Origin of the sequence: Hymenobacter sp. HSC-4F20, from assembly GCF_019599275.1 — a bacterium.
Lineage (GTDB): Bacteria > Bacteroidota > Bacteroidia > Cytophagales > Hymenobacteraceae > Hymenobacter.
In genome coordinates this window covers 1,229,287-1,252,533 of sequence record NZ_JAHZTD010000002.1, presented here as the reverse complement: position 1 = coordinate 1,252,533, position 23,247 = coordinate 1,229,287, and the positions used below count along the sequence as shown (strand labels likewise).

Annotated in this window: 18 protein-coding genes; 11 read left to right on the top strand and 7 right to left on the bottom strand. The window is 60.1% G+C overall.

Annotation, left to right across the window (positions count from 1 at the left end):
• Positions 1–68: 68 nt before the first annotated feature.
• Both K3G63_RS15170 and K3G63_RS15165 read right to left on the bottom strand, forming a co-directional pair.
• Positions 69–1,256 (bottom strand): pyridoxal phosphate-dependent aminotransferase, encoded by a 1,188-nt coding sequence (locus tag K3G63_RS15170; RefSeq protein ID WP_220614930.1) that lies wholly within the window; start codon positions 1,254–1,256, stop codon positions 69–71.
• Positions 1,257–1,395: 139 nt separating this feature from the next.
• The gene (locus K3G63_RS15165; RefSeq protein WP_220614929.1) at positions 1,396–2,226 is read right to left on the bottom strand and encodes a prephenate dehydratase; all 831 of its coding nucleotides are present in this window, start codon (positions 2,224–2,226) and stop codon (positions 1,396–1,398) included.
• A 652-nt stretch (positions 2,227–2,878) separates the two neighbouring features.
• Between K3G63_RS15165 and K3G63_RS15160 the strand changes: the two genes are divergently transcribed.
• The gene (locus tag K3G63_RS15160; protein ID WP_220614928.1) at positions 2,879–3,661 is read left to right on the top strand and encodes a porin family protein; all 783 of its coding nucleotides are present in this window, start codon (positions 2,879–2,881) and stop codon (positions 3,659–3,661) included.
• 351 nt (positions 3,662–4,012) lie between these two features.
• On the opposite strand, the gene K3G63_RS15155 is transcribed toward K3G63_RS15160, so the two are convergent.
• Complete coding sequence (locus tag K3G63_RS15155) at positions 4,013–6,031, bottom strand: von Willebrand factor type A domain-containing protein (protein ID WP_220614927.1); 2,019 nt, start codon at positions 6,029–6,031, stop codon at positions 4,013–4,015.
• Positions 6,032–6,150: 119 nt separating this feature from the next.
• Positions 6,151–6,438, bottom strand: a complete 288-nt coding sequence (locus tag K3G63_RS15150) for a hypothetical protein (protein WP_220614926.1) — start codon at positions 6,436–6,438, stop codon at positions 6,151–6,153.
• Positions 6,439–6,621: 183 nt separating this feature from the next.
• Between K3G63_RS15150 and K3G63_RS15145 the strand changes: the two genes are divergently transcribed.
• A complete protein-coding gene (locus K3G63_RS15145; protein ID WP_220614925.1) occupies positions 6,622–7,257 on the top strand; it encodes an RNA polymerase sigma factor in 636 nt (211 codons plus the stop codon).
• Positions 7,244–8,662: a TonB family protein gene (locus tag K3G63_RS15140; RefSeq protein ID WP_220614924.1), complete on the top strand. Its 1,419-nt coding sequence runs from the start codon at positions 7,244–7,246 to the stop codon at positions 8,660–8,662. The genes K3G63_RS15145 and K3G63_RS15140 overlap by 14 nt, the downstream gene beginning before the upstream one ends.
• Positions 8,663–8,855: 193 nt before the next feature.
• Here the strand turns inward: K3G63_RS15140 and K3G63_RS15135 are convergent, their stop codons facing one another.
• The gene (locus K3G63_RS15135) at positions 8,856–9,161 is read right to left on the bottom strand and encodes a hypothetical protein (RefSeq protein ID WP_220614923.1); all 306 of its coding nucleotides are present in this window, start codon (positions 9,159–9,161) and stop codon (positions 8,856–8,858) included.
• A gap of 186 nt (positions 9,162–9,347) precedes the next feature.
• On the opposite strand from K3G63_RS15135, the gene fumC reads away from it, so the two are divergent.
• The 8 genes from fumC (at position 9,348) to K3G63_RS15095 (ending at position 19,123) form a co-directional block, all read left to right on the top strand.
• A complete protein-coding gene (gene fumC, locus K3G63_RS15130) occupies positions 9,348–10,754 on the top strand; it encodes a class II fumarate hydratase (protein ID WP_220614922.1) in 1,407 nt (468 codons plus the stop codon).
• A 132-nt stretch (positions 10,755–10,886) separates the two neighbouring features.
• Positions 10,887–11,945, top strand: a complete 1,059-nt coding sequence (locus K3G63_RS15125; RefSeq protein ID WP_220614921.1) for a DHH family phosphoesterase — start codon at positions 10,887–10,889, stop codon at positions 11,943–11,945.
• An 80-nt stretch (positions 11,946–12,025) separates the two neighbouring features.
• Positions 12,026–12,622 carry a GNAT family N-acetyltransferase gene (locus K3G63_RS15120; RefSeq protein WP_220614920.1) on the top strand — a complete coding sequence of 199 codons (597 nt, stop codon included), beginning with the start codon at positions 12,026–12,028 and terminating at the stop codon, positions 12,620–12,622.
• Complete coding sequence (locus K3G63_RS15115; protein ID WP_310794591.1) at positions 12,615–13,022, top strand: diacylglycerol kinase family protein; 408 nt, start codon at positions 12,615–12,617, stop codon at positions 13,020–13,022. The genes K3G63_RS15120 and K3G63_RS15115 overlap by 8 nt, the downstream gene beginning before the upstream one ends.
• A 110-nt stretch (positions 13,023–13,132) precedes the next feature.
• Positions 13,133–13,603, top strand: a complete 471-nt coding sequence (locus tag K3G63_RS15110; protein ID WP_220614919.1) for a DUF6970 domain-containing protein — start codon at positions 13,133–13,135, stop codon at positions 13,601–13,603.
• Positions 13,604–13,692: 89 nt separating this feature from the next.
• Positions 13,693–14,196 carry a DinB family protein gene (locus K3G63_RS15105; RefSeq protein WP_220614918.1) on the top strand — a complete coding sequence of 168 codons (504 nt, stop codon included), beginning with the start codon at positions 13,693–13,695 and terminating at the stop codon, positions 14,194–14,196.
• A gap of 98 nt (positions 14,197–14,294) precedes the next feature.
• Positions 14,295–14,918: a thioredoxin family protein gene (locus K3G63_RS15100; protein ID WP_220614917.1), complete on the top strand. Its 624-nt coding sequence runs from the start codon at positions 14,295–14,297 to the stop codon at positions 14,916–14,918.
• Positions 14,919–15,394: 476 nt separating this feature from the next.
• A complete protein-coding gene (locus K3G63_RS15095; RefSeq protein ID WP_220614916.1) occupies positions 15,395–19,123 on the top strand; it encodes an Ig-like domain-containing protein in 3,729 nt (1,242 codons plus the stop codon).
• Between the two features lie 77 nt (positions 19,124–19,200).
• Here the strand turns inward: K3G63_RS15095 and K3G63_RS15090 are convergent, their stop codons facing one another.
• Complete coding sequence (locus K3G63_RS15090; RefSeq protein WP_220614915.1) at positions 19,201–20,043, bottom strand: DUF4382 domain-containing protein; 843 nt, start codon at positions 20,041–20,043, stop codon at positions 19,201–19,203.
• Positions 20,044–20,157: 114 nt separating this feature from the next.
• Complete coding sequence (locus K3G63_RS15085; RefSeq protein ID WP_220614914.1) at positions 20,158–23,241, bottom strand: AsmA-like C-terminal region-containing protein; 3,084 nt, start codon at positions 23,239–23,241, stop codon at positions 20,158–20,160.
• Between the last annotated feature and the right edge of the window lie 6 nt (positions 23,242–23,247).

Sequence of the window (23,247 nt, the reverse complement as noted above, 5' to 3'; positions counted from 1 at the left end):
GTGAGGGGGTGAAATGGTGAGTTTTCGGTCTGAAGTTAATGGGCTCGGCTGGCCGAGGACCAGCTTAACTAGGCGGGTAGGGTAGCGGGCGTTTCCCGGGCCGCCCGGATGCGGCCCAGCGCGGCTTGCAGTACCTCCGTGGTCTGGCACAAACTCACCCGAATAAACCCGTTACCGTTACTGCCGAAGATGCCGCCCGGCGTGATGAACACATTGGCTTGGTACAGCAGCTCGTCGCTGAGGGCGTAGCCATCAGCATAGCTGGCCGGAACCGCCGCCCACACAAACAAGCCTACCTGATTGCGGCTGTAGGTGCAGCCAATAGTATCCAGCAGCTCAAACACCAGCTGGCGGCGGGCCGCGTAGTGCGCGTTCAGCTCTTGGTACCAGGTACCATCCAGGGTGAGGGCTTCCACGGCGGCCAGCTGCACCGGCAAGAACATGCCCGAGTCGAGGTTGCTTTTGAAGCGCAGCACTTCCTGCAGCAGATCGGCGCGGCCGGCCAGCAGCCCCACGCGCCAGCCCGCCATGTTGTGCGACTTGCTCAGGGAGTTCAGCTCCAGCACCACTTCCCGCGCTCCGGGCACCGAAAGCAAGCTCTGGGGCTGCTCGGTGTTCAGGATGAAGCTATACGGGTTGTCGTGGACCAGCAGAATGTTGTGCGCGGTGGCAAAGGCAACGAGCTTGGTGAAGAAAGCCGCATCGGCAGCGGTGCCGGTGGGCATGTGGGGGTAGTTTACCCACATCAGCTTCACCCGGCTCAGGTCGCGGCGGGCCAGGGCCTCCAGGTCGGGCAGCCAGTGGTTCTCGGCAACTAGGTCGTAGTCGAGGGGGGTGGCGCCGCTCAGGTGGGCGGCGGCCCGGTAGGCGGGGTAGCCGGGGTTCGGAATCAGCACCTCGTCGCCGGCCTCCAGAAACGTCATGCTCACATGAATAATGCCTTCCTTGGAGCCCAGCAGGGGTAGAATTTCCGCTTCCGGGTCCAGGGCTACCCCGTACTGCCGCTGGTACCAGCCGGCCATGGCCTGGCGCAGGGCCGGCACGCCTTTATAGCTCTGGTAAGCGTGGGTATTCGGCTGCTCGGCCGCCCGCGTAAGGGCCGCTACCACCTTGGGGTGGGGCGGCATGTCGGGGGAGCCAATACCCAGGTTAATAATTTGCTTGCCCGCTTTGTTGAGGCCATCAATTTCGCGCAGCTTCTGCGAGAAGTAGTATTCCTGGGTGTGCTGGAGGCGACTGGCAACGGAAACTTGCATAATGAGGGCAGGTTATGAGCTTTTTTCTTTGACATCCTGAGCAGCGCGAAGGACCTCTATTGCTTCTTGGGAGTAGCAGAAATTACCTTCTGTAGAGGCTCTTTGCGCTGCTCAGGATGACGGTTCTGTTTGGTTGTAGTTAGTGAGTGTCGCCTTTGTGATACACGCCCAACACTTCTAGGCCTTCCGTGAGTGGGGCAATGGCCTGAAGGGCGGCTTGCAGTTGCTCGGGCTGCTCGAACTCCAGGTCTGCGTGGAAGTAGTAATGCCAGGTGCTGCCCGGCTTGGGGCACGACTGCAGCTTGGAGAGGTTAATGCCCAGCTCGGCAATGCGCACCAGCACCCGCGCCAGGCTGCCCTGGGCGTGGGTGGTGTGGAAGTAAAGCGAAGCTTTATTGGGCAGGGCTACCTCCCGGGCGTTTTCGGGGCGGGCTACCACCAGAAAGCGGGTGTAATTCTTCTTCTCGGAGTGAATGTCGGCCTGCAGAATGGGCAAGCCGAACAGCTCCGAGGCCAGCGTGCCGGCCACGGCAGCTACCCCTGGGCGCAGCCCCTCCCGGATGCGCTGGGCGCTCAGGGCAGTATCCTCGGTTTCTACCAGGCGCCAGTGCTTGCGTTGGCTCAGGTAGTCGGCGCACTGCAACAGGGCCATGGGGTGGGAATGTACTTCGGTAATGTCCTCTACTTGCTGACCAGGTAAGGCCATCAGGTGCTGACGGATGTGCAGGTAGGTTTCCCCAATCACCCGCAGGCCCGACTTCCGCAGCAACGTGTAGTTGGGCAGAATGCTGCCAGCAATAGAGTTTTCGATGGCCATAACCGCCGCCCCGGCGGTGCCTCGCACCACGGAGCTTACTACCTCTCCAAACGTAGCGCAGGGTACTACCTCCACCTCGGGGCTAAAGTAGCGCCGGGCGGCTATCTGGTGGAAACTGCCTTCGAAACCCTGAATGGCAACGGCTGGAAGCATGGTACTGGAAATGAAAGGATACTAAAAAAGGCCTCCGGAGTGCGGGGCCTTGGTTTTGCGGTAGTGGCTGCTTTAGTCAGCTTCGGCAAATCGGGCCCGGCTTCTCTGTAAAAAAGAAGTAGGTATAGCCGTAGTAAAAGAAAGCCGAGGTAAGCATAAGGAGCCGGAGCGTGAGCGTAAAAAAAGCGCCTCCCGAGGTTGTCGAGAGGCGCTGTATGGTTTCGGTTGGAAAAGCTACAGGTGGGCCGCTCGACTACGTGGTGGCGTAGTAGAAGTAATAGCTAAAAAAGAAACGGCCGGTGTGCTGACGCATGAAAATCAGGTGCTTTATGTCGGCAAGGTGAAACGCATCAGTGGCAATTCCAAATTAATTTTTCAGAAATACCTACGAACAAACGTTCGGTAGCCACGAGTTGCGAGCGGGGAATAGATGGAAAAGAGGGCTGTTGAGTATTGAAAGTTATTTATATAGTTAATAGTTTGAAATTAAGCTGATTAACCTCTTGGCAAATGCAGGAGCGAGGTCTGGTTACTACTGGTTCAAGAGCTTTGGCAGAAAGTTGGCATGGTTTTGTAATGTTACCCTTTCGAAGCCGGCAGCCACCCGCTGCGCACCTCTGGTAGCCGGCCCTTCCTTCCAACACTTCCTGCCATGAATACGAAGCGACTTTTCGGCCGCCTGGCCGCTGCTACCCTTTTCGTTACTGCTTTTGCCACGGCCTCCCAGGCTCAGATTCAGCCCCACCGCGTACCGGCTTACACCGGCAAAGCACAGGCTCGTCCGGTACGTTCTACGCCTTCTTACTCCTCGTCTTCCTCCGCTACTGATGGCGTGAAATTCGGTATCCGGGCCGGCGTGAACGTCTCCGACTGGTCGGGCGACGCGGTGAACAGCGTGATGGACCTGGCCGACTACACCAACGGGGCCGTGACCAAGGACATGAAGACGGGTTTCCATGCTGGCCTGTACGCCACGCTGCCCCTGGGCCCGCGCTTTGCCATTGAGCCGGGGGTAGGCTACTCCGAGAAAGGTACCGTGCTGACGGGCCGCATTCCGCTGGAGCAGTTCGACTTTCTGAATGCCAAAGTGAAAGCCACGGCCCGCATGGCCTACCTCGATATTCCGCTGCTAGCCAAAGCTTACCTGACCGATGGGTTCTACGTGTTTGCTGGTCCGCAGGCTTCGGTGCTGCTCTCGGGTAAGGCCCGCGTGAATGCCAGCGCCCTGGGTTTCTCCGCCTTCAACGAAGACTTCGACATCAAGGACCAGTTCCGCCCCGTGGACTTTAGCGTGACGGGCGGCCTGGGCTACCAGTTCCAGAACGGCTTGGGCCTGAGCGCCGGCTACGATTACGGCCTCTCGTCCCTGGACAAAAACAACAATTTCGACGCCCAGAACCGCGTGATTAAGGCGTCGGTCAACTACTCGTTCTAATTCTCTCTCCACACTACCTATTCCCCGCACAAAGGCCCCACCGAACTTCGGTGGGGCCTTTTTTATCTACACAGGCAATACAGTCGACAGCTATACAACACACGGAATCAGGAGAAAGCCGAAGTCGGCCCGGCGGCGCTTACGGCGGCGCGTCTGCAACCGCGCTTCCAGGCTGCAAGTGAGTGATGGTGGGCCGACTTCGGGGATAGAATAAGAGGTAGTAAAAGGAGCAAACAGACTAGCGCAGGGCTCTGCCAAGAGCAGGAGCCAGAGCCAGGGGGAAGGGTTGCATTTAGTTGATAGTCTGCTGGTTAATAATTGACTGGCTTCCTGGGTAAGTGGTGCTGCTTGTTACCGCGCGCCTACTTCCACCGGGCTGGGGCGCAGGCCGGCTGCCAGCTTAACCAGGCGCACCAGCTCGGCGCGGTAGCCATCGGGGTCGAACTGCTTGGCCCCTTCCGCCAGCCGTGCCGTCGATTCCCAGGTAGCGGAACCCCGGTACTCGCTCTGGCGCAGCAGCATCCCGAACTGGGCCACTGCCGCCGCAAAGCGCAGGTTTTCACTGGCCTCAGGTAGGGGGCGAGGAGCACCTGCTAGCGTTTGCTCCAGAAGCTGACTTTTGCTGCCCTGGGGCTGCTTGTAGCGCAGCTTTACCGTAAGCAACTCCGCCGCGGCCGGGGCTTTAGGAGTGGGAGCCGGCTGGTATTTGAGCGGGTCCACGGTGGGGCGGGCGCCCACGGGCACTACCTCATAGAGGGCCGTAACGGTGTGGCCTGAGCCTAGCTCGCCGGCGTCTTTGCGGTCGTTGTTGAAGTCCTCGGCAGCCAGCAGGCGATTTTCGTAGCCTACCAGGCGGTACTCCCGCACCCGCGCCGGGTTGAACTCCACTTGTAGCTTCACGTCTTTGGCAATGGTGAACAGCGTGCCGCCAAACTGCTGCACCAGTACCCGCCGGGCTTCGTCGAGGTTATCGAGGTAGGCGTAGTTGCCGTTGCCTTTGTCGGCCAGCAGCTCCATTTTCTTGTCCTGATAGTTGCCTTCGCCTACCCCCAGCACGGTCAGGAACACGCCGGACTCGCGCTCCTGCGTAATGAGGCTTTCCATAGCCGCGTCGCTTTGCTCGCCCACGTTGAAGTCGCCGTCGGTGCAGAGGATAACCCGGTTGTTGCCTTCCTTATTAAAGTTCTGGCGGGCTACCTGGTAGGCCAGGCGTAGGCCCGCCCCGCCGGCCGTGGAGCCGCCCGCCTGCAACTGGTCGATGGCCGCCAGGATGGCGGGGCGGCGGGAGCCGGGGGTAGGCGGCAGCACCAGCCCAGCGGCTCCGGCGTATACTACCAGTGCTACCTTATCTTGGGGGCGCAACTCTTTGGTCAGTAGCCGTAAGCTCTGCTGCACTAGGCCCAGCCGGTCCTCGCCCATCATCGAGCCCGACACATCTACCAGGAACACCAGGTTGGCCGGCGGCAGGTTCTCGGTAGCTACTTTGCGGCCCTGCAGTGCCACCTGCACCAACTGGTGCTCAGGGTTCCAGGGGCACTGGGCCTGCTCCGTAACTACCCGGAAAGGTTCGGAGGAGGTAGGGGCCGGGGCGGGGTAGTCGTACTGGAAGTAGTTGATCAGCTCCTCGGTGCGTACCGCATCGCGCGGAGGGAACTGGCCCTGCAGCAAAAAGCGGCGTACGTTGCTGTAGCTGGCCGCATCCACATCAATGCTAAAAGTGCTTAGTGGATCCTTGGCGACGCTATGAAAGCCGTTTTCGGCGAGGGTGGCGTAAGTTTCGCCAGCGCCAGGTTCGGGGTGGGGCATTACGTAGCCTGGGCTGATAGCTACGCCGGCGACGCGGCCCTGCAGAACTTGCTCTACGGCAGAGGTGCCCTCGCCAGGTTCTAGCCCGGCCAAGTCCGCCGGATTATCGGTGTTGCCGGCTACTGTTTCAGCTTGTTGCTTGCGGCTTTTCGGCGAAGCCGGACGGGTAGCCCGCGGCTTGGCTTTGCCGGTAACCACTACTTCGTTGAGCTGCCGCTTATCTGGCTGGAGTGCAATGGTAGGCAGCTTCGTCTGGCCCGGACGCAGGGTTAGCTCCCGCGTTACGTAGCCGATTGAGCTGAAAACCAGCACCTGATGCTCCGCTTTTAACGCTAGCTGAAAATACCCTTTCGGAGTGGTGGTAGTACCGTTTCGGGTGCCTTTTACCAGTACCGTGACGCCTGGCAATCCTCGCTTGGTGCTGGCATCAATCACCTGACCTTCCACAAAGGATTGGGTAGCAGGATTCTGTACGTGGTAGCGCGCGGGAGCAGGCTGCTGGGCTTGAACTGGTGAACCGGTGAGCAGGCTGGCCGCCACGGTGCAATACAGGAAATGGTGCATGGCTGATAGGAATAGAAGTGAAAGAATAGAAATCGACGACGGACTCAGGACCTACTACCGGGGGCGAAACAGCTAAGTGAAAGGCCTCGGCATAATGGCCTCAGCCAGGTCAGAAACCATTATGGTTCGGGTGCTCTGGTTGGTTCGGGCTGTTCTGCGGCCCAACGCCGTAGCTTCTTTTCCCGGCGCTGGGCCTGCCGGGGCGCCGTGCGGGCTTCTTCCGCCCGGATGCCGGCGCACTCCTGGGCGTTGGGCAGCCACCATGGCAGCACCGGCGAAGGGCGGGCAGCTGTTGCTGGGGCTGAAGAGTTCAGCGTGTCGGGTGGGGTAGGGAGTTGAGCCCGCACCGGCTGGCTGAGCAGCAGAACCAGCGTTGAGCCAAGCAGGAAAGGATGGTGAGGCGACATAACCGGGGCGTGAGGGTAGCAACTTGCCTTTCAGATGCAGCCCGCCAACGGATTCCACACGGCTGCCAAAAAATATTTTTCCAGGCTTTTCTTTTCGGCTCCCGATTGGGGTTTCCGGGTAGACAATTCCATGCTTTTCCGGCCTGAAAGCGTAGCTTTCGGTTCTGGCCCTTTTGCCCTGGTATGTTCTTTCGTCGCTCCCGCCGTCCTGCGCCTGCTGCCGAGCTCTCCGATGCGGAGCTGCTCCGGCGCTACCATGCCGCGGGCGACGTGCACGACCTGGGCGCGCTCTACGACCGGCACATGACCGAGGTGCTGGCCATCAGCCGCCGCTACCTCCGCGACGAGGAAGACGCCAAGGATGCCGTAATGCAACTATTTGAGCAATTGGTAAGTAAGCTGCGCCAGCATGAGGTGGAGAACTTCGCACCCTGGCTGCACGCCACGGCCCGCAACCATTGCCTGATGGTGCTACGAGCCCGGCAGCGGGCTGGTCCTGCGGGGGGTGGGGCGCTGGTGGTGCACTTTCCCGATGCCGCCGGTATGGAATCGGCCGCGGCCCGGCATCTGGCAGAAGATGACCCCACCGAAGCCGACCTCCACGAACAGCAGCTCCAGCAGCTGGAGCATGCCCTGGCCGAGTTACCTCCGGGCCAACGACGATGTCTGGAGCTGTTTTACCTCGAAAAGAAATGCTACCGCGACATTGCCGACCTCACGGGCTTTGACCTGAACGCGGTTAAAAGTCACCTCCAAAATGGCAAGCGCAACCTGCGCCGCCACCTCGAAACCACTGCTGCCTCCAATGCTTCGCCCTAACCTTGCTTCTGAGCCTACCCCTCCCGCCAGCCGGCACCTGCCGGTGGAGGTGCTGCGCCAGTACGCGGCCGGAGCCCTAACGCCCGCCGAGCAGCACCAGGTAGAAGCCCACACCCTTGACTGCACCGATTGCGCCGACATCCTGGAAGGCCTGGAGCTGCAGCCCGCCGCCGTTACGGATGCAAGTATGGCTGACCTGCGCCGGCGCCTCGGAGCCCGCGTGGAGGAACTCGCCACGGAGTCAAAGCCCAAGCCGGCCTTGGGCCTGGCCTGGCAGCAGCTGGCGGCCGCGGCCGTGCTCTTACTCACCCTCGGGGCCGCTGTGGTGTGGTTTGCCCTGCTGCGCCCGGTCCCGCTGAGCACGGCCTCGCGGCCGGTGGCTGGGCAGCGCGCAGCAATTGCTACGGCTCCCATTGCTCCCACTACCCCAAAGCTGATAACACCAGAAGCCGGTTCTGCTGCCAGTGCTCCGGAAGTAGCAACTATTGCAGCAGAACCGACTTCTTCCTCCCGTACGTCCTTACCGCTGCGGCGCTCCGCCGGGCACCTGAGTCGAAGTCGCAAGCGGATGTCTATGCAAGATGCTCCTTATCCTCCTTCTGAGTTTATAGACGCAGAAGAACTACGTGATTGTAGTGCGATAATGAAGATAGGCTCCATGATGGACTCCGCTGCTACTACCGCGTCTGCTGAAGCCAAAGAGTACGCCGTAGCTACCCCACAAGCCGCCCTACCCATAGCAGGTTCGCCCGCCGCGGCGAGGCGGAAAATGGCGGCTGTGGCTTCGGCCGCGGCCCCAATGGTAGCTGGCACCAGGCTGGTGCAGGGGCGTATTACTGATAAATCTTCGGGAGAAGGAATGGCTGGGGCTACCGTCCTGGTTGAGGGCACTACGACGGGCACCGTAACGGCGGCCGATGGGTCATTTAGTCTCGTTGTGCCCGCCACGGCGAAACAACTGGTGGTCAGCTCTGTGGGATATGCGGCGCAGGCAGTGCCCGTCCCGGCCGAGCCTACCAATCTGGCCTTGGCATTAGCCCCCGACTCCCGGCAGCTCAGTGAGGTAGTGGTCGTGCGCCGCGACGCGCCGCCGGCTCCCATGTCGGTAGGGGCCATGCCGGCCGGGGGCTACGCCGGCCTCAAGAAATACCTGCGCGACAGCCTCGACTACCCCGAAAAAGCCCTGGAAGACCGGCGCGAGGGCAACGTAAAACTCCGGTTTGTAGTGGGTGTCGATGGTAAGCTGTCGGATATCAAAGTGGTGAAGAAGCTTTCAGAGGAGTGCGACGCCGAAGCCATCCGGCTGCTGCAGGAAGGCCCCGCCTGGTTTCCCGCCATCCAGAACGGCCGCCGCACGGCCCGTACCGTCGAAATCACGGTGCCGTTCAAGATGGAAGACCGGTAAAAGCGGCGTGTTTTAACGAGTCGGAGCTGAAGCCATTCTTCCTTCACGCAGTACTACCCCTTAAAAATTAGAGAAGCCCTTGACGTGCGAACATCAAGGGCTTCTCTCTTTATCAGGCTTTAAGCAGGGAGGACAGATAGAGTGGTGACCTCGTCATGACACATCACTTAATCAGTCAATTACTAACTCACTGCTAGTTGCTGTAGCCGCCGCCGCTTTCCGGGGCAGTGGCGCTGCCGCCGGGCGTTACTTCGCGGGGCAGGTCGGGCTCGGTTTTAATTTCTACCTGGCTGTAGTCGGGGGCGCCGTTGCCGGCAACAGGCACGGGTGGCTCGTCATCGGAGCTGGTAGTGGAGCTGGTGTTATTGCTTTGGGCTGAAGGAGACGTGGGGGCCGTGTTTTCCTGGGCGGGCGGTGTTACCGCAGCAGGCTGCGATGTGGTGGGCGTTTCGGATTGCACGGACAGAGCGTCGGATTCCGATTCAAAAGTCTTGTTCATGGCGTGGAGTAGCTAGATTGAATGCTTGAGCTAGCCTATACGTAGGCAGCGGGCAGGCAGCCGGGCGAACCTGGGGCAGAATTTTGGGGTGGCCGCGCACGGCGGGATGCCGTTGTGTACTTTTGCGGCGTGCCGGCTTGCCGCGCGCTTTCTTGTCACCTTATTCTCTTCTCCCCCACTAGAAGCATGACTCAGTTTCGCACCGAGAAAGACACCATGGGCACCGTGCAGGTGCCGGCCGACGCCTACTACGGCGCCCAAACCCAGCGCTCCATCGATAACTTCCAGATTGCCCAGGACATCAACAAGATGCCCAAGGAAATCATCCGCGCCTTCGCCTACCTGAAGAAAGCCGCCGCCCTCACCAACCGCGACGCCGGTATTCTGTCGGACGAGAAAGCGGAGCTGATTGGCCGCGTCTGCGACGAAATCCTGGAAGGCAAGCTCGATGCGGAATTTCCGCTGGTGGTGTGGCAAACCGGCTCGGGCACCCAGAGCAATATGAACGTGAACGAGGTAGTAGCCTACCGCGGCCACGTGCTCAACGGCGGTCAGCTTTCCGACGAGAAGAAGTTTCTGGCGCCTAACGACGACGTAAACAAGTCGCAGAGCTCGAACGATACCTTCCCGACGGCTATGCACATTGCGGCCTACAAGATTCTGGTAGAGAAGACGATACCCGGCATTGAGAAGCTGCGCGACACGCTGCGGGCCAAGAGCGAGCAGTTCATGCACATCGTGAAAATCGGCCGTACTCACCTCATGGATGCTACCCCCCTCACGGTGGGGCAGGAGTTCAGCGGTTACGTGTCGCAGCTCGACCACGGTCTGCGCGCCATCAAAAACACGCTGGCTCACCTCTCGGAGCTGGCCCTGGGCGGCACGGCCGTGGGTACCGGCATCAACACGCCTCCCGGCTACTCCGAAAACGTGGCCAAGCACATTGCCGACCTCACCGGCCTACCCTTCATCACGGCTGAAAACAAGTTTGAGGCCCTGGCCGCCCACGACGCCATTGTGGAAGCCCACGGCGCCCTCAAGACCGTTGCTGCCTCCTTGATGAAGATTGCCAACGACATCCGTCTGCTGGCTTCGGGCCCGCGCGCCGGCATCGGCGAGCTGCACATCCCCGATAACGAGCCCGGCTCCAGCATCATGCCCGGCAAGGTGAACCCCACCCAGTCGGAGGCCATGACCATGGTAGCAGCCCAGGTGATGGGCAATGATGTAGCCATCAACATCGGCGGCATGAACGGCCACTTCGAGCTGAACGTGTTCAAGCCCCTGATGATCTACAACTTCCTGCACTCGGCCCGCCTCATCGGCGACGTGTGCGTGTCGTTCAACGATAAGTGCGCCGTGGGCATCGAGCCCCTGGAAGCCAACATCAAGAAGCACGTTGATTCGTCGTTGATGCTGGTTACGGCCCTGAATCCCCACATCGGCTACTACAAAGCCGCCGAAATTGCCCAGACGGCCCACAAAAACGGCTCAACCCTCAAGGAAACCGCTCTGCAACTGGGCTACCTCACCGAGGAGCAGTTCAACGAGTGGCTCAAGCCCGAGGACATGGTAGGCGAAATCAAGAAGTAAGAACAGAGGCTAAAAAACTAGCTTCTCTGAAGAGGGAAGCTAGGTCTGGCTTAATAGTCTAGGAGCGTACAACCTCCACCGCTTAGTTTACGAACAACGGGCAGCCGGCTACCATGCGGGCTGCCCGTTTTCATGCCCGCGTATCCGCAGTTTGTCGCACCTTTTCGTGCTTTCCTGGACCAGGTGCCAGAAGGTGGTCGCCTTATCGTGTTCTGCCATTTCGATGCCGATGGGTTGGCGGCCGGCGCGCTGTTCGGGCGCGGCCTGAACCGCGTCAACCCGAGCTGGCAGGTGGAGGTACTACCCTCCGGCAAAGGCGAAAACGCTTTCCTGACGCCCGGCGCCCACGAGCGGCTGCTGGCCCGTAAGCCCGATGCCCTGATAGTTACCGATTTGGGCGTGCACGCCCACGGCACCCTGGAAGCCCACGGCGTGCCGGTTCTTTACGTTGACCACCACATCCCGGAAGGCGAGCCCCCAGCTGGTGGCACCGTGCTGACGGGCTACGGCCTGGACCCGGTACCCTGCTCGGCTTGGCTAGCGTATGAGTTGCTGGCCGCCGAAGCTGACGTGACGGATTTGCAGTGGGTAGCAGCTATTGGGGTTCTCTCGGATTTGGGCGACCAAGCCGCCTGGCCTCCATTGGCGGCAGTCAAAAAGCAATACACGGCCAAGTGGCTCAAAGAGGCAGTGGCCATGTGCAACGCCGCTCGCCGGGCCGGAGAGTTCGATCTGGCCCTGCCCCTGCGCTACCTCCTCCACGATAACAACCCGCGCGGCTTGGCTCAAGATGAAGTATTGGCTGGTTACCGGGCCGAAGTAGCTGCTGCCCTAGCTGCCGCGCGTAAGCTACCCCCCAAGTTTCCGCCCAAAGGCCCCGAGGCCGCTCCGGTGGCCATTGTCACTATCAACTCGCCCTGCCAGATCCATCCGCTTATTGCCCAGCAGTGGATTTCCCGCCTCACCGACCGGGTAGTGTTGTGCGCTAACCTCGGTTACTTGCCCGATGGCATGGTGGCTATTTCGGGGCGGGCTGCCGGCAACCTGCACATTCCGGATCTGCTGCGGGCAGCCTTTGACCGGATAGGCGCTACCCCGCCCGCCAATTTCGCCCACGGCCACCCCCAAGCCAGCGGCGGCCACCTGTCGGCTGCCGACTATGCCCTGCTCCTGCAAGGCCTGGGCTACTAGCGGCATAATCAGCGAAATCATGCAAATCAGCGGGAATCTGTGCTTTATCTTTGAGCTGTCTTCCCTCTTCCAGCCTGCTCATGGATTTCGCCCGCTGTATTACCCTGGAAAATAGCCGCGTCCGCCTGCGCCCCCTCGACCTCACCGACTTCGACGACCTGAAAGAGGTAGCCTTCGACCCGGCCATTTGGCAATTCACGACCACCCCCATGCCCCAGAACAGCGTGGAACTAGCGGCTTGGCTTACCCAGAGCGTCCGCGACCGGGAGGCGGGGCGGCGCTACCCTTTCGCCATTGTGGACCGGCAGACGGGGCGCGTAGTGGGTAGCACCAGCTACGGCAATATTGCCCTCGGTGACTGCCGCCTGGAAATTGGGTGGACCTGGCTGGGCCGCGCCTATCAGCGCACGGGCCTCAACCGCGCCGCCAAGCACCTGCTGTTGAAGTATGCCTTCGGGGAGCTGGGCTGCGAGCGGGTGGAACTGAAAACCGATGCCCGCAACTGGCAGAGCCGCGAGGCCATGCGCCGCATGGGGGCCACCGAGGAAGGCATCTTGCGCAGCCACATGAAAACCCAGGGTGGCCTCCGCCGCGACTCGGTGTATTTCAGCATCCTGAAGTCCGAGTGGGATACCCTGCGCCAGACGGTATTCCAGCAGTTCGACGCCCGTGGCTGAGCCAACGCCCCGCCCCCCGCGCCGGTTTCCGGCCTTAATGCGCCAGCGGGCGGCTAGCTTTGGCTATGCCTTCCGGGGTGTGAGGGCCGCGTTGCGCACGGAGGTGCACCTGTGGTTTCATGCCGTGGCTACGGTAGTAGTAATTGGGCTAGGGTTGTATTTCGGGTTGGAGCGCTGGGAATGGGTAGCGGTGGCCCTGGCCGTGGGAGCGGTGTGGTGCGCCGAGCTGGTGAATACGGCCATTGAAGCCGTAGTGAATTTAGTCTCGCCCGAGTATCACCCCTTGGCAGGCCGTGCCAAGGATGTGGCCGCCGGGGCTGTACTCGTCATGGCCATAGCCGCTCTGGTAGTAGGGCTGCTGATATTCGGGCCGCGGGTATGGGCTCTGCTTGGCTGGTAATGGAGAGGTAGCAGAACCACTGGCGGCCACCTGCGTAACCAAGCTTTGTGTGCATATTTGCCGCCCCTTTAGCCCTCGGGCGCGGGGAACGTTTCAACCCTGCTTTGCTCATGCGCTTCTCTCCTTTCTTCGTTGTGGCTTCTGTGATGGCTCTGCTTCATACTGCGGCCTGCCAGCGCAACGTAGCCGTTACTACCCCCACCGACGCGCCCCAAACTGGGCTGGCCGGAAGCGTGTCGACGCCCGCGCCTACCAGCGCCAACACCATTGAGCCTACCCCCCGCCCCGATGCCGTGTTTGACGCCGCCAAGCGTCCGAAGTGGCTGGAAGATCGAATTCAAAAGCATAGCAACGCCGAAAAGCAGAACCCGCCCATCGTCATTTACAGCTACCAGTACAACGGAGCCACGGTGTACTACGAAAGCAGCCCCTGCTGCGACCAGTTCACCAACCTCTACGCCGCTGATGGCAAGCTGCTCTGTCACCCCGACGGAGGGCTAACCGGAAAAGGCGACGGTAATTGTCCTGACTTCGCGAAAAACCGAACCGAGGAGCGGCTCGTTTGGCAAGATCCGCGCTAAAAGTAAGGAGGTAATGAAGTGGTGAGATGACAGGGCATCAGACTTCTTTACCTCATCACTTCACTACCCCTTTCCCTTCTTTTTTACCCATGATCAACACCATTGAAAAGTTAGGCGCCTACACCGTGTGGGCCAACGAAACCCTGCTCCGCCACCTCGACGGCCTGGTGGCACAGGGCGCTACTATTCCGGCTGGCGCTCTGCGCCTGTTCAGCCACGTGCTGAATGCGCAAGCTATTTGGCTGGGTCGCATGACCAACACGCCTAGTCCCGTGAAGGTGTGGCAGGAGCACGATTTGGCTACCCTGCACCACTGGCACGAGCAAACGTCGGAGCGTTTTCACCAGTACGGCATCAACGCCGATGACGCGGAGATGCAGCGCCTCATTACCTACACCAACTCTATTGGAGAAGGCTACACGAGCCAGGTTTCCGACATCCTGACCCACGTACCGGTGCATGGCAACTACCACCGCGCCCAGGTGGCCAAGGAGCTGCGCGCCGCCGGGTTGGAGCCCATTAACACCGACTTCATCACGTACTGCCGCGAGCTGTCGGCTAAGGCTGCCGCGGCCGATGTGCCTAGCCTGTAACTTCAGCTTGCCCTAGTTGTTAAACCCTTCTGAGACGGTACTCGCCGTCCGGAAGGGTTTTTCGCTATCCATCTCCCCTGTACTGGCTTTTGTATCCTATGACCACTGCTGCTTCCATCCCTCCGGTGTTAAGCTCCGAGCGCCTCGCGCAGGCTTATACCTATTCGGCGTATCGCCAACTGATAACCAGCCTTATGGCTGAGGGAAAGACTACCGGTACCACCCAATCAGAAGCGCTTACGGCCTATGCCCAGCTGAACATTCAGCGCATGGAGCGCCTAGACAAGAAAGCCGAGGTGTTGCCCGAGTTGCAGACGGCCCTTACTGCGCTAGAGCAAAACTATGCGTGGGTTATCCTAACGGAGGGGTGGTGCGGAGATGCTGCTCAGATTGTGCCGGTGCTGGAAAAAATAGCGCAAGCCAGCCAGGGGCGCATTACCACGCACTACCTCCTGCGCGATGAAAACCTGGACCTGATGGACCGCTACCTCACCAATGGCAGCCGATCCATCCCCAAGCTTATTATCCTGTACGCCGATACGCTTACTGAGGCGGCGCAATGGGGCCCACGCCCGGCCCTGGCGCAGGATCTGTTTCTGGAAATGAAAGCAGCCGGCGCTACCCACGAAGAGTTTGCCGAAAAGCTGCACGGGTGGTATGCCAAGGACAAAACCCAGCATACTCAACAGGAGCTGCTAACACTTGTGCGTGGCTTAGTATAAGAAACAGAGTATCGGCCGAACCTGGCCGGTCGGGGCGTAGGCTCAAACGGGCGGATAAAAATTTTCTCTGTAGCCAGAGAAAATTTTTATCCGCCCGGTCATTTTATATCGATAACCTCGATAGTAGTAAAAGTCAATTTGCAATAGGTTTTATGACAGTAGTAGTGCTAATGTAGTTTCATAATAGGAAGAAGCTGTGGATTGATTAATTCATATTGAGAATATATTCTATAATAGAGAATAAGCAACCAAATTAGCTCAGCAATAGGTGATAAATAAGCTGATAGCTACGCATCAGGGTAAGGGTCGGTTTTTAGTGAAAATGGAAAAGTTATATAATGTGTCTTAGATTTGTAAGGTTGATAGTGCTGCGGTGGCAAGCGCTTATGTGGTTGAATCTTTCCTTCTTACAATTTTCTATGAAAACACTTTTCCGCGCGGGACCACTTTTATTGGGTTGGTTGCTAGCTGGAGCATTGTCTTCACAGGCACAAACTGTCTCCACCACTGGCCGGACGGTTTCCGTCCCGTACAAGGGAACTGCCAACATTACGCTGCCTACTGTTACGCCCGGAAACCTACGGACTGTTCAGGACTACATTATTATCACGTATACACCGGGCGCCCTGGGCAGCCTGTTTGTAGGCAGCAGCCCTACCGCAGTGGGCGCCGTTAATGCCACAGCCGAGCCTTACAGCAACGGGGTAACGGTGCCCGATGCGCCCGCCCCGCAGCTCCGCTTCGCTCCGGCCGGCAGCAGTGCCATTGGCCAGAGCCTGAGCTTCCGGTTTGTGGGAACCGACTACGGTATTTTCTCAGGCAACCATTATTCGGCCCCTGTCACCTTCACTATTAACATCACCAACGCGGCGCCGGTAGCGACCACCGTAACGGGCAATCGTATCCTAAGCTCAGCGGGTGCTACGGTTCTGGCCCCCACGTTTGCCGCTACGGATGCGGAAAACGACATTGCCTACTACACCATTACGGGCGGGTTGCCGACAGCCAGCCAAGGGGTGCTGCTGAAGAATGGGGCACCCGTGGTTCTGAACACTGCCACGGCCCGGTTTACCGCGGCCGAACTCGCCCAGCTCACGTTTACGCCCGTAGCCGGCTACGTAGGCAATGTGGAGCTAAGCTACACCGTGACGGACGGGGGCGCGGCTACTTCAGCCACGGTGGCTACCTATACGTTTCGGGTAGTAACTCCTCCTACGGCCGCCAACGTGCGCACGGGGGCCATGCTCAGCAGCGCCGGCTCCACGGCCATTGCTGCTTTGTCGGCTACGGCGGCCGGCGGCAATACCATCAGCAGCTACACGCTCAAGACCCTGCCCAGCGCCAGCGCCGGCACGCTCTACCTGAACACTACCCCCGTCACGGCCGTGCGTTCGTTCACGCCCACGGAAGCCACGCAACTGCACTTCGACCCGGCCGGTACCAGCTCGGGGGAGTTTTCCTTCACCTACACCGCTACTAACAACGAGGGGCTGGAATCCGCGGCGGCTACCTACACCATTCCGGTAGCTAACGTACCTCCGGTAGCCGTTAACGACCCCACCGTCACGGTGGCCCGCAACGTCATTGCCACTGTTGAGGTGCTCAAGAATGATTCGGATTCGGATGGTGCGCTGGCCCCGGCTACCGTCGACCTGGACCCCACCCAGCCCGGCCTCCAGCAGGAGCGCACCCTTGCTAACCAGGGCAAGTTTACGGTTTCGGCCCAGGGTATTGTCTCGTTTACGCCCGCGCTGAACTACGCCGGTACGAGCACCATTACCTACACCGTGCAGGACAACCTGGGGCTGACCTCGAATGCGGCCTCTATTCGGGTAACCGTCAATAACGTGACGACGGCCTACGATGACAGCAATGAGGTAGAGAAGAACACCACCGTTTCCGGCAACGTGATTCTGAACGACACCGACCCGCAGAACACAGGCTTCACCGTGTCGCTTGCGAAGGGCGTGCTGCACGGCAGCCTCACGCTGAACCCAGACGGCTCGTACACCTACAAGCCCGCCACTGACTTTCTCGGGACCGACAGCTTTGTGTACCAGGCTTGCGACAAAACGGCTAACCCGCAGTGCGTTACGGCTACGGTGCACCTAAACGTGTACGATCCGGCCGTGCAGTGCATTGCCGCTACTGGTCCGAATCAGCTGGTGAACCCCGGCTTCGAGAGTGGCAACGTAGGCTTCAATACCAACTATGAGTTCAAAGTTGATAACCCCAACTCCACCGACGAGCTGACGCCGGAAAACACCTATGCCATCGGGCCCGATGCCAGCAAGTACCACGGCTCGTTCCGCGGGAACGGTCGCGGCGGTGCGGCGGATAACTTCTTGATGATCAACGCTACCTCGGCCATCCGGACGCTGTACTCCCAGACGTTTAAGGTGCAGCCCAACCGGTACTACACGTTCTCAGCCTACTTCAACAACCTGATTCCGCCCACTGCCAACATTGCCGACCCAATTGTGGGCTTTGTTATCAACGGGGCCTCTACTTCCGGTACCATCACTGTGCCCGAGTCGCCGGACCAGTGGGTGCAGTATTCCGACGTGTGGTACTCCGGCAACAACACCACGGCCACGTTCGAAATCCGCAACCTGACGCTGGATTTGCAAGGCAACGACATCGGGATTGACGACCTATATTTCGGTACCTGCAACGCTGTGCCGGTTGCCAACAACACGGCTACCAGCCCTATTGCGGCCACGGCGGCAGCTACGGCCATTACGCCTCTGGATGCTACTGACTCCGACGGTACCATCGTTTCCTACACCATTGCCGCACTGCCCGCCTCGGCGGCTGGTACGCTCTACGTGAACGGCGCGCCTGCCCGGGCGGGCCAGGTAGTACTGCCGGCTGATAACAGCCACCTCTCCTTTGACCCCAGCGGCAGCGTGCACGGCAACGTGACGTTTACCTTCTACGCCACTGACAACACGGGCTCTGTCAGCAACACGGCTACTTACACCATTCCTGTGGGCAATACGGCCCCGCTGGCCGAGAATGTGCTGATGGCGCCGGCTATTCCGAATACGGCCGGGGCTACTGTCCTCAAGCCGCTGGTAGCCACCGACGGCGACGGTACCATTGTGAAGTACGTGCTGGTGTCGGCGCCGAACGCACTGGCCGGCACCTTGTCCGTGGGCGGTACGCCAGTTACAACCCTGCCGCGGGAAGTGCTGCCCAGCCAGCTCGGGCAGCTCACCTTCGACCCTTCGGGCGCTTACGCCGGCAACGTAAGCTTCAGCTACTACGCCGTCGATAACCAAAATAACGTGTCTAACACGGCCATCTATACCATTCCGATTGGCAACCAGATGCCAGTAGCCCAGAACAAGTCGGCCCCGGGCATGCGCAACACCACCAGCTCGGCCCCGCTGGGCGCCCTGGAGTCGACGGATGCCGACGGCTGGATTGCTTCCTATACCATCGCCAACTTACCCGCCAAAGGTGCCCTGACGCTGAATGGAGTACGGGTTTCGCCAGGCCAGACCATCCGGCCCGAGCAGGCCAGTGAGCTGTCATACTCGCCGCCGCAAACTGAAACCGGCCAGTATCAGTTCACCTACTACGCCACCGACAACCTGGGCGGCACCTCCAACATCGCCACCTACGTGGTGCCCGTAGCTGGTCCGCTACCGGTGCAACTGGTGGGCTTCACCGCCAAGGCCGTGGGCACTACCGCCCAACTGACCTGGGCAACGTCGGCTGAGCTAAACAACGAGCGGTTTGAAGTAGAGCGTAGCACCGATGGCCGCCGGTTCGAGCAGATTGGGCAGGTGCGCGGCCGCGGTACTACCAGCGTCGGCGCTACCTACCTCTTCTCCGATGAAACTGTGCCCGTTCGTACCAGTGCCACGGTGGTGTACTACCGCCTCAAGCAAGTGGATACTACCAGTGAAACGGCCTATAGCCAAGTGCGTACCCTAACCTACGAGGCAGCTCCCGGCGGCGTAGTGGTAGCCCCCAATCCCTTCAGTAACAAGGCCACCCTCGATCTGCGCCAGCTAGCTGCCGGACCGTGCCTGGTAACGATAGTGGATGCTACCGGCCGGGTGCTGTATAGCGGCCAGCTGAGCGGTGGCCAGGAGTGGCCCCTGGAAGTGCGCACGTGGCCGGCGGGCTTCTACACTGTTATCGTCCGCGACGAGCAGGGCGCCCGCTTCACCCAGCGCATCGTAAAGCAATAGGTAGGCGTAACAGCAAACAAAAAGCCCGGGCTGCTAAGCAGCCCGGGCTTTTTGTTTGCTGCCCCTGGACAGGCCGACTAGTTGAGTGAGGTGGCCCCCAGCTCCGTTACCTGGTTGTTGGTAACCGTAACGCCCGTGCGGGTTACCACGCGGTACGCCGGCTGCCCGGTTGGGGCCGTGGTAGAAGGAAAAAACTCGACCCGGTAGGTGCCCGAGGGAATACCGCTGAACTGGAACGCGCCCGAGGCGTCGGCGGCGGTGCTGAAGGTATCCGGCACGGTGATGGACGAGCGGATGGCCAGTACTTGGGGCAGGGCCGCGGCGGGCGTAACGGTGCCGCGCAGGCCGCCGGCTACATCCTGGGCCACTACCCGGATAACGGGCTTGAGCAGGTAGCGCTCCTTTTTGTCGTTGCCGGGCTTCCAGTTGCCGCGCTCCACAATGGATTTAGCTACATCGAAGTCGAGGAGCAGCTGGTACGTCTGACGCTCCTGCAAGGTGGCTTTATCCAGCTTCAGCTTCACGCCTGAGGTCTGGCCGCTGGGCGTTTTCAGGTCGTAGCGCTGGCCGTCGCGGCCAATAACGTAGCTGTCGGGGCCCAGCATCAGTCGGATTTCCTTTAGGTCGCCGGGGGCAAAGTCAGTGCTGACCAGCAGGGCCGACTTGCCGTTCACGTACTCCAGCACATTGATGGTCTGGGCCTGGAAAGGCAGCAGCTGCCAGCCGTCGGGGTCGTTGGCTTCTTTCAGGTGTACTTCAATCTGGCGGACATCCAGCACCACGTTGCGAAAGTCGCCGGGGGCGTCCATCAGGCGCACCTCCAGCTTCGAGGAGGCACCAGACGAGTCATTGTCTTTGCTGCAGCTAGCCAGGGCCAGCGGGGCAAATAAAGCGAGCGGAAGTAAACGGGCGGGTTTCATGCGGAAAAGGGAGTAGGAACGAAAAACGGGGCAGTTGGCGCCAATTGTAGCACCAACTGCCCCGTTGCGGCAAGAAGTTAGCCAACTTTTACCCCCTGCGAAATAAATGGAATACTACCCTCCGGATTTTGTGCTATCCGGCGTGGCTGGGGTCGGCTCTGCTGGTTTGGGCTGCTCCGTGGCGGGCTTGGCCGGCTGGGGCTTGGGCTTGCCGAACAGCAGGTTGTTAAGGCCTTGCTTGGCTTTGTCCTGAAGCTTGGCCTGGGCTTCGAGGCGCTTTTTCTCCAGCTCCAGCCGGGCCTTATCGGCCAGCTCCTGCTGCTTGCGCTGCAGCTCCCGCTGGAGGCTGTCCTGAGCTACCTTGGCCTGGGCTTGTAGCTTGAGCTTGGCGTCATCCACTTTGGCCTGCACGATGTTGCTCACCAACTCCTTGGCCTGGGCCTTCACGCTGCCGCTGGAAAGCTTTACCTGCGGGTTCGTGATAGTGCCGCCAATGGTCAGGCCCAAGGTTACCCGGTCGGTGCCTTGCAGGTTTTGGACACCCGTGAGGCGGGTCAGCTGGGAGTTGAGCTGGTTGCCGAGCTTGCCGGTGGGCACGTTCAGGGCCGTGACGTATTCCAGCCCCCCGCTGCTGATGTTGTTGGAGCCGCCCACCGTCATCTTGATCTGGCCCACCGTCAGGTCGAAGGGTTTCACCACAAAGTTGCCGTTGATGATTTCGGCGGCCACGTCCTTGTTGTCCACGGCAAACTTCTTCAGTTCCTGAAACTGGGTCAGGGTGCTGATTTTATTGAGGACCGCCGAGTTAGCCACCGCGGCCCGCACCACTTCAAACAAGCCTTTGCCCGTGAGCGTGTTGTAGCGGGGCATCATGTCGGGGCCCATTTCCCCGCTTACATTGAAGTTGGTGGAGAACACGCCCTCCAGGCTGCTGGCCAGGGGCACCATCGCCTTCACGGAGTTGAAGGCCTGGAAAGCATTCTGGAAGTTCAGGTTCTTGATGTTCAGGCCCAGGTTGAACTTGGGGTGGGCCAGGTCCTTGCTGCTGTAGGAGCCGTTGGTAGCAAAGGCGCCGCCCAGGGTGTTAAAGGTCAGCCCGTTGAGGATGGCCGCCTGGTCGCGCACGGTCACGGTGCCCTTCACGTTGTCGAGCTTAAGGTTGTCGTACACTACCTGCTGCACGGTGGTGTTCAGCACCAGGTCAAACTCCTTCGGAATCTGCAGTACGCCTTCGGCCTTGGCCGGCGCGGCGCCGGTAGCGGCTACCGTGGGTTTCTGCGACACCTCGTCCACCATCCACTCGTTCACGTTGAAGCGGTTGCTGCTGACCGTCAGGTTGCCGCGCAGAGGCTGGCCGGGCACGAACATATAGCCCATGTAGTTGCTGATGGTGCCCGAGGCGGCGATGTCGGAGGAGCCCACCGAGCCGGCCATGTTCCGGAGCACTATCTGGTCGTTATTGAAGGTAGCCGTAGCCCGCGTCACCTTCATGCCCTGGGGTAGGTCGGTGCTCTTATAGGTTACGTTCTGGGCGTTTACGGTTCCGGAGGCTACCACCGTCTGGTAGCGGCCGGCCTCAATATCGGCCATGTTGCCCTTGGCCGCCACGTTGCCGTTGAGGCGGCCCGTCACGGTCATGCCCTGCAGCGGGAATATTTTGGTGAGCTTGGTCAGGTCGATGATGCCCTTCACGTCGGTATCGAAGCGCAGCTTATCTACGCCCTGGGTAGCCACGCGGCCCTGCAGCGGCTCGCCGTCCAGCAGCATCCGGAACTGCGGAATGTCCACGCGGGTGTCATTGAGCTGGCCCGTGGGGTTCGTGACGGTACCACTCAGGGTCAGGTTCTCGATGGGGGCCGGGAACTGCTTGCTCTTTACGTAGCCGTTGGTCAGGTTCAGCTTGGCCTGTACTACCGGCATCTGGGTTTTGGAGTACGTGCCCCGGGCCGTGCCATCCACGAACAGCTTGCCGCGCAGCAGCAGGTCCTGCACCGGGTACACCTTCATCATTTCCGCCAGGTCCACGTTGGCCTTCACCCGGCCGTCCACCCGCATCGGCTCCAGCCCGTCAATGGCCACGTTGCCGTCAATGGGGTTGCTACCCAGGTCGAGGTGAAATTGCTTCACGTTCACTTTCACGTTGTTGGTGAAGCCCGAGGGGTTGTCCACGGCCAAGTCCACGTTGATGTTGCGGGCCCGCTGGGGTAGTTGGGGGTAGTGGAAGCTGCCTTCTTTTACCTGCAGGTTCACGCCGTAGCCGGGCATTTTCACCGCGTTCTGCACGCCCTTAAAGTAGCCGTCAAAGGCTACCCTGCCCGTGGCTTCTATGTCTTTGAATTGCTCGGTATAAGCGCCGGGCACCAAACTCAGAATGTTCTTGAAGTCGGTTTCCAGGGCTTTGAAGGTCAGGTCGTAGGTGATGTCGGTGGCGTTGGGCAGGCCGATGGTGCCCTGGAACGAAGCGGGAAAATCGTTCAGCTTCACCTTATTATCCTTGAAGGTGAACAGCATCTTCTCCAGATTCATGGCCAGGGTTACGTCGGCATCGAGCTTCTTATTGGTTATGTACTCGGTGCCGGCGTACTGCATCGAAACGCTCTCGGCGGTGGTCTGGCTGACCATGTCAAACACGTTCCGCTCGAAGTCGCCGGCGCCGGAGTGGTTCACACCCCGCAGCTGCATCCCGAACGGTATGGTCAGGTCCTCGTAGCGCAGGCGGCCGTTGTTAATCTGCCAGCCCTGGATGGCCAGGCTTACGGCCGTAGTATCCTGGCCCTTGGAGGCCGCTGCCGAGTCCGACACGTACACGTCCCAGTTGGCGCGGCCACTTTTCAGCATGCGCAGGCTAAGGTCGGGCTGCTCCAGGGTCACGTTTTTGATCTTGATCTGCCTGCCTCCGATGACGCTCATCAAATCCAGTCCTACCCGCACCCGGGGCAGGTAAGCCAGCGTGTCGCGGGCAAAGGAATCCTGTCCAATCACGCGCAGCTGATCGAGCTGCAGGGCCAGGTTGGGAAACGAGCTAAGCAGGGTCACGTCTACATTGGCCGGGTCGTACTGCACCGTAGCTTTCACCCGTTGCGCCAGCTGCTGGTCGAAAGCTGCTTTTATCTTATCCTTGAACAGAAGCGGGGCCAGGGCCAGCCCGGCTAGCAGAACCACCAAAAAAATCAGCAGCCCAACAAAGAACTTACGCATAACGGT